The 5751-nt window shown below is 68.1% G+C and carries 7 protein-coding genes and 1 pseudogene; 3 read left to right on the forward strand and 5 right to left on the reverse strand.

The window, feature by feature from the left end:
- Together RDU12_RS11680 and RDU12_RS11685 are read left to right on the forward strand one after the other, a co-directional pair.
- A partial coding sequence (locus RDU12_RS11680; protein ID WP_308684730.1) for a hypothetical protein occupies positions 1-302 on the forward strand: 302 nt, incomplete at its 5' end.
- Positions 303-363: 61 nt separating this feature from the next.
- Positions 364-849 carry a PA2169 family four-helix-bundle protein gene (locus RDU12_RS11685; RefSeq protein ID WP_300290886.1) on the forward strand — a complete coding sequence of 162 codons (486 nt, stop codon included), beginning with the start codon at positions 364-366 and terminating at the stop codon, positions 847-849.
- Positions 850-882: 33 nt separating this feature from the next.
- Here RDU12_RS11685 and RDU12_RS11690 read toward each other — a convergent pair whose 3' ends face one another.
- The 3 genes from RDU12_RS11690 to trmD form a co-directional block, all read right to left on the reverse strand.
- On the reverse strand, positions 883-1200 hold the full coding sequence (locus RDU12_RS11690; RefSeq protein ID WP_300290887.1) for a DUF6968 family protein: 318 nt from the start codon (positions 1198-1200) through the stop codon (positions 883-885).
- 385 nt (positions 1201-1585) lie between these two features.
- Positions 1586-2017, reverse strand: coding sequence for a 50S ribosomal protein L19 (gene rplS, locus RDU12_RS11695; RefSeq protein ID WP_300290889.1), 432 nt, complete (start codon positions 2015-2017; stop codon positions 1586-1588).
- A gap of 1 nt (position 2018) precedes the next feature.
- Entirely contained in the window at positions 2019-2774 is a 756-nt protein-coding gene (gene trmD, locus RDU12_RS11700; RefSeq protein WP_300290897.1) for a tRNA (guanosine(37)-N1)-methyltransferase TrmD, read from the reverse strand.
- 98 nt (positions 2775-2872) lie between these two features.
- Here trmD and RDU12_RS11705 point away from each other — a divergent pair, with 98 nt between their 5' ends.
- Positions 2873-3523, forward strand: a complete 651-nt coding sequence (locus RDU12_RS11705) for a hypothetical protein (protein ID WP_300290891.1) — start codon at positions 2873-2875, stop codon at positions 3521-3523.
- On the opposite strand, the gene RDU12_RS11710 is transcribed toward RDU12_RS11705, so the two are convergent.
- A complete protein-coding gene (locus tag RDU12_RS11710) occupies positions 3520-5367 on the reverse strand; it encodes a DUF885 family protein (protein ID WP_300290893.1) in 1848 nt (615 codons plus the stop codon). The genes RDU12_RS11705 and RDU12_RS11710 overlap by 4 nt on opposite strands.
- A gap of 80 nt (positions 5368-5447) precedes the next feature.
- A pseudogene (locus RDU12_RS11715) lies at positions 5448-5751 on the reverse strand (hypothetical protein); the annotation flags it as partial.

Consider the following 5751-nt stretch of genomic DNA (forward strand, 5'->3'; position numbering starts at 1 on the left):
CGCTGGCCTGTCGCGACGGCCAGATGACGGTCGCGGTTCCGGAGTTCGAGCGGATCGGCAGCGAGGACCGGTTGACCGTCGGCGCCGGCGACGAGGCCTTCGCCTTCGCCGCCGACCTCCAGGCCCCGGGCGACGGGATCATCGCCGGGGGCGCGGCCGATGCGGATCTGCTCGCCCGCCTCGCGCGCGGCGAACCGGTCAGCGCCATCTACGGCCAACAGACCGTCGGCCAGCTTCAGGCCGCGCGCCCGGCGGCGCTGGCCCCCTTCGCCGCGCTCTGCGCGGGCGATCCGGCCGGCTGACACAGGCAACCAATACGGTCACGGCGGGGTTTCAGAGGGCAGACCAAACGGGGATCCCGTCATGTCCAACGCCAATCGCCACGATGTCCACGTCCTCAACGACCTGATCCAGACCGCCCTCGACAGCGCCGACGGCTACCGCGAGGCCTCGATCGAGGCGGCCGATCCCGGCCACCGCGACCTGTTCGGGCGGCGCAGCTTCGAACGCCGGCAGGTGGCCGAGGAACTCCAGTCCACCGTCCGGGCTCTCGGCGGAGACCCGGCCGCCGAGGGTTCGGTCCTCGCCAAGGCCCAGCGTGCCTTCGCCGACATCAAACACGCCCTGATGCGGGACGACGCCAGCATGATCGGCGCGGTCGAGAGCGCCGAGGAGGCCGTCCGCGCCCGTTTCGAAAAGGCCCTTGAGGACAGCCGGATCTCGGCCACCACCCGCGAGACCATCCGTCGCGCCTTCGTCCGCGTCAGTCGGGGCCGCGACGACATTCACGACCTCCGTCACAGCCTCGAGGGCCAGCGCGACGCCGCCAACCCGCTATTCCCGCACTAGACCTTCCCGGCGGGGCCGGGCCCGTCCCGCCGCCTAGTGGATCGCGTCCGCGAGCGTATCTTCGTTCAGAGGCTGTCCGGTCACGGCCTCGACCAGGGTCGATTCCGCCGCGATGTCCCGAAGAATCGACCTGACCACTTTCAGGGCCAGACCCAGCGCCTGCCCGGCGGTGGCCCCGACGACCGTAGTCTCGCGTTCGAAATGGCCTTCGATCATGAACTCGCACCGCCAGGCGGGGAACGGCGTCTCCCTGTAGCGTGGCGAGCCGACGCGGACGTGAAACACGTCACGCCCGCCCGACGCATCCACCCGGGCCAAGGCCCATTCGAGGACGGGGTTATCTACAGTCACGCATGCACTGTGCCAGACTCATGCTGTTCTCACTATGACAGATCGCATTCAACGGGGAGGGTAGCACCGTACAGAAAGTGGCCTGAACCAGATATGCGCCCATGCAACTCTGGTGGCATTGCTCGAGATCATTGGGTGCCACGGGGCATAGGTCATTCGAGGTCATGCAGTAGTCACCCGCAACAGCCGGGACTGCGGCGAGCGAGAGGAATGCGGAAAATCCAACAACAAGACGCTTCATCGATGCCTCCTAAAGTTGTATCAACAAACACCTCATAATGGTTTTATCCCGTTTTGTAAATCGCTGTTCGGCAAAATGCGGCGGCCATGAAAAAGGCCCCGGCGTTTCCGCCGGGGCCTCGTCATTTCAGCACCGCGAAGCGGCCTATGCTTCGGTGTCGACCGCCGGGGTTTCGGCCTTGCCGGTTTCCGGCACCACCACGCCCTTGGCCGGGCGCACGGTCTGCTTTTCGGCGATGCGGGCCGACTTGCCGCGGCGATCGCGCAGGTAATACAGCTTGGCGCGCCGCACGACGCCGCGGCGCTTGACCTCGATGGCGTCGATGTTCGGCGACATCAGCGGGAAGACGCGCTCGACGCCCTCGCCGAAGCTGATCTTGCGCACGGTGAAATTCTCGTTGATCCCGCCGCCGGCGCGGGCGATGCAGACGCCCTCGAAGGCCTGGATGCGTTCGCGCTCGCCTTCCTTGATCTTGACCATGACCCGCAGCGTGTCGCCGGGCTGGAAGTTCGGGATCGGGCGCTTCTCGACGAGGCGGGCTTTTTCTTCGGCTGCGATCGTCTGCAGGATGTTCATGTCATTCTCCTCGAGCTTTTTTGCTCTTTACCTGTGATTTGGCGGGCTCGGGGCCCGCATGGGTCGTCCTGTCCAGATGCGCCGCCCAGAGGTCTGGCCGTCGTTCCCGGGTCGTCTCTCGCCGCTGCTCTTCGCGCCATGCGGCGACCTTTTTATGGTCTCCGGACAGCAGAACCTCGGGTATCTCCAGCCCCTCGAACGTCCGCGGTCGCGTGTACTGCGGATGCTCCAGAAGACCGTCCTCGAAGCTCTCCGAACTCAGGCTTTCAGCCTGGCCCAGCACCCCGGGGATCAATCGCACGCACGCCTCGATCACCACCATGGCCGCCGCCTCGCCGCCGGCGAGCACCGCGTCTCCGACGGAGACCTCCTCGAACCCGCGCGCGTCCAGCACGCGCTGATCCACCCCCTCGAACCGACCACAGAGGACGGTGATCCCGTCCGCCCTGGCCCATTCCTTGACGCGCGCCTGGGTCAGGGGCCGACCCCGGGCGCTCATGTACAAAAGCGGCCGTCGCGGTCCGGATACGCTGTCCAGCGCCCTCGCCACCACGTCCGCCTTAAGCACGGCTCCCGGTCCGCCACCCGCGGGGGTGTCGTCCAGGAAGCCGCGCCTATCCTCGCTGAAGCCCCGAATGTCAAGGGTTTCGAGGCTCCACAGCCCCTTCTCGCGCCACGCCGTGCCGATCAGCGAGACGCCGAGCGGCCCCGGAAAGGCCTCCGGAAACATGGTCAGGACGGTGACGGTGAAGGGCATGGCGGGGGCGCTCATACAGGAAACGCCCTCGAGCTGCGAGCGAGGAGCGCGACGCGCATCCGCTTGACGAAGGTCGGATCGGTGGGTCAGCTCGCCCGATGACCCCATCGTTCTCTTCGCGCACGCTCTTCCCGCTGGTCGCCGCCATCGCCGTGCTCGGCTGGACCTCGACCTCGGCGGCGCAAACCGTACACGAGATGCGGATAAGAACCGCCGGACAGCCGGCGGGCGAGGTTTCCCTGGAGGCCGGCGGTTCCGGCGGGCCGACGCTGTTCTCGCTTTCCATCGGCTTCAAACCCGAGGGCGACGAGCTCGGTGCGCCGCGATGGGTGGGCTGGACGGTGGATTTCGGCGATTACTGCCGCGATCGTGAGAGCTGGGTCCAATCCGTGGTGATCGGCCCGTCCGGCCAGGTCTGGCGCGGCTATCGCGTGGCGGTGCCAGCCGGCCGCATACGCGCCCAGGACTGGTCGAGCGGAGCCAACAACGCCAACGGACCCGGCGCCGTCCCCACCCCCGGCCTGCTTGATGCCATCACAACAGGAGGACGTTTCACCCTGGCGCTCGAGGACGATGAGGGCCAGCGCTGGAACGAGGCGGTTGTCGACACCCTCGACCCTGCGGAGCGGGCGGAACTGTTCAGGGCGGCGGACCCGCCGCCGCCCGCAGTCCCGGGACAGGGAATGCTTACGGTACGGACGCTCCCGCCACCCACGGCCCAACCACGGGGCTGCGGGACCGAGCCCTAGTCGGGACTCCCGCCCCCCGCCGCAATCCACGCGTCCACCTGGTCCTCCAGCACGTCCAGCGGCACCGAGCCGGAGCCCAGCACCACGGCGTGGAAGTCGCGGATGTCGAACCGTTCGCCCAGCGCCGCCTGCGCCCGCTGCCTCAGCTCCATGATCTTCAGCTCGCCGATCTTGTAGCTGGTCGCCTGCCCGGGGTTGGTGATGTAGCGCTCCACCTCCTTGACGATGTCGCGCTCGCTCAGCAGCGAGTTCTGGCGGAAATAGGCGATGGCGTCCTCGCGGCTCCAGCGCTTGGCGTGCAGTCCCGTATCCGTGACCAGCCGCACCGCCCGCCACAGCTCGGTCGAGAGCCGGCCGAAGTCCGAATAGGGATCCTCGTAGAAGCCCATCTCCTTGCCCAGCCGCTCGGCGTACAGGCCCCAGCCCTCGGCATAGGCGCCGTAGCCGCCGAAGCGCCGGAACGACGGCAGGCCCTGCATCTCCTGGGCATAGGCGATCTGGAAATGGTGGCCCGGCGCGCCCTCGTGATAGCTGATGCCCTCGATCTGCGGCTTCAGCACCTGGGTCATGTCCGACAGGTTGACGTAGTAGATGCCCGGCCGCGAACCGTCCGGCGCCGGGGCGTTGTAGAAGGCGATCGAGGCCGTCGCCTCGCGCCACGGCTCGACCGCCCGCACCTCCAGCGCCGCCTCGGGCAGGTCGCTGAACCACTGCGGGGCCGCCGCCATCACCTGGGCGATGAAGGCGCGGCTGTCGGTCAGATACTGCTCCTTGCCCTCCGGCGTGTTCGGATACTGGAAGCGTGGATCGGTCTTCAGCAGGGCGAACATTTCCTGCAGCGAGCCCTCGAACCCGACCTGGTCCATGATCGTCTGCATCTCGCCGTGCAGCCGCGTGACCTCGGCCAGCCCGATCTCGTGGATCTGGTCCGCCGTCAGGTCCGTCGTCGTCGAGAGCCGCAGGCGGGCGTTGTAGTAATCCTCGCCCTGGGGCAGCCGCCATACCCCGCCGTCCCGGTCGGGCATGGCCGCCGCCTGGGCCTGCACCTCGGCCAGCGCCGCCAGCACATGCTCATAGCCGCGCTTCCACTCGCCGGTCAGCGCCGCCCGGCCCTCGCCCAGCAGCCGCGCCTTCGTGGCGTCATCGGCCTCCAGCGCCGCCACCTTCTTCTGCAGGTCGGCCCAGACCGGATTGTCGGCCGCGTCGTCGAACGGCGCGCCGGCGATGATGTTGCGGGTGTTGGCGATCGACGGCTCGAACACGAAATTCGGCGAGATCACCCCCGCCGACGCCCGCTGGCGAAGTTCGGCCGCGATCTCGCCCATGACCCGTTCCGAGTCCTTCAGCCGCGAGACATAGGCTTCGGCGTCGCTGACGCTGTCGACCCGGTGGTTGTTGATCATGAACACCGGCAGGCCGGTGGTCGGATTGCCGTTCGCCGCGAACTGATAGCCCCAATCGCGCCAGCGGTTCGCCAGCCGCGCCTGCTCGACCCCGTATTCGAACAGCCGCCACGACATCCGGCTCTCGTCACTCAGGGTCCGCGGATTGAACTCGTCGTTGAGCCGCGCCAGCTGGCTCTCCGACAGGGCCAGCGCCCGCTCCGCCGCGGCGTCGGTGGTGTCGTTGAGCTTGTCGTAGTCCCGCTTGATCCCCAGCGCGGTCATGGTCTGCGGCGACAGGGCGATCTGCTCCTGAAACGCCTGTTCGAAAAAGGCCGCCAGCCGCGCGTCCTCGCTTTGCGCGGCGGCCGCCGGAGCCCCGGCCTCCTGGGCCAGAACCGCGATGGGCGCGCCCGCCAGAACAGCGACGGCGCAGACGGTGGAAACGAGCAGACGACGCATGGAAACCCTCCCGGACACTTCAGCCCGGGACCATCACCGCTCGCACGCCGGGGCGCAAGCCGCGGCGGCGTCAGGAGGCCCTAGAACTCCCGCCAGCTGTCGCCCGGGTCGCGTTCGCCCGGCTCGACGCTCTGCTGGCCCCAAGCCACGATCATCAGCAGCTTGTGGCTGCGGATGCGGAACTCGCCGGTCATCGGCATGACGGCCCCCAGCGGCGCCCCGGTGCTGGGTTCGTAGAGGAAGCCCGAGAACTCGGCCACGCCGACCCGGTCGCGGCGGCTGTAGACCGACAGCTCGGGAATGGAGACGACGTTGAAGCTGTCGTTGATCGGCACCCGCATCTCCGGCAGGCCGAACACGCGGCGCATCTGCTCCAGCGACAGC

This window comes from Brevundimonas sp., assembly GCF_031082345.1.
GTDB lineage: Bacteria > Pseudomonadota > Alphaproteobacteria > Caulobacterales > Caulobacteraceae > Brevundimonas.

Bases quoted from the DNA above. Each gene is read 5' to 3' on its own strand.
- RDU12_RS11685 (WP_300290886.1), top strand. From the start codon at position 364: ATGTCCAACGCCAATCGCCACGATGTCCACGTCCTCAACGACCTGATC.
- rplS (WP_300290889.1), bottom strand. From the start codon at position 2,017: ATGAACATCCTGCAGACGATCGCAGCCGAAGAAAAAGCCCGCCTCGTC.
- trmD (WP_300290897.1), bottom strand. From the start codon at position 2,774: ATGCCCTTCACCGTCACCGTCCTGACCATGTTTCCGGAGGCCTTTCCG.
- RDU12_RS11705 (WP_300290891.1), top strand. From the start codon at position 2,873: ATGACCCCATCGTTCTCTTCGCGCACGCTCTTCCCGCTGGTCGCCGCC.
- RDU12_RS11710 (WP_300290893.1), bottom strand. From the start codon at position 5,367: ATGCGTCGTCTGCTCGTTTCCACCGTCTGCGCCGTCGCTGTTCTGGCG.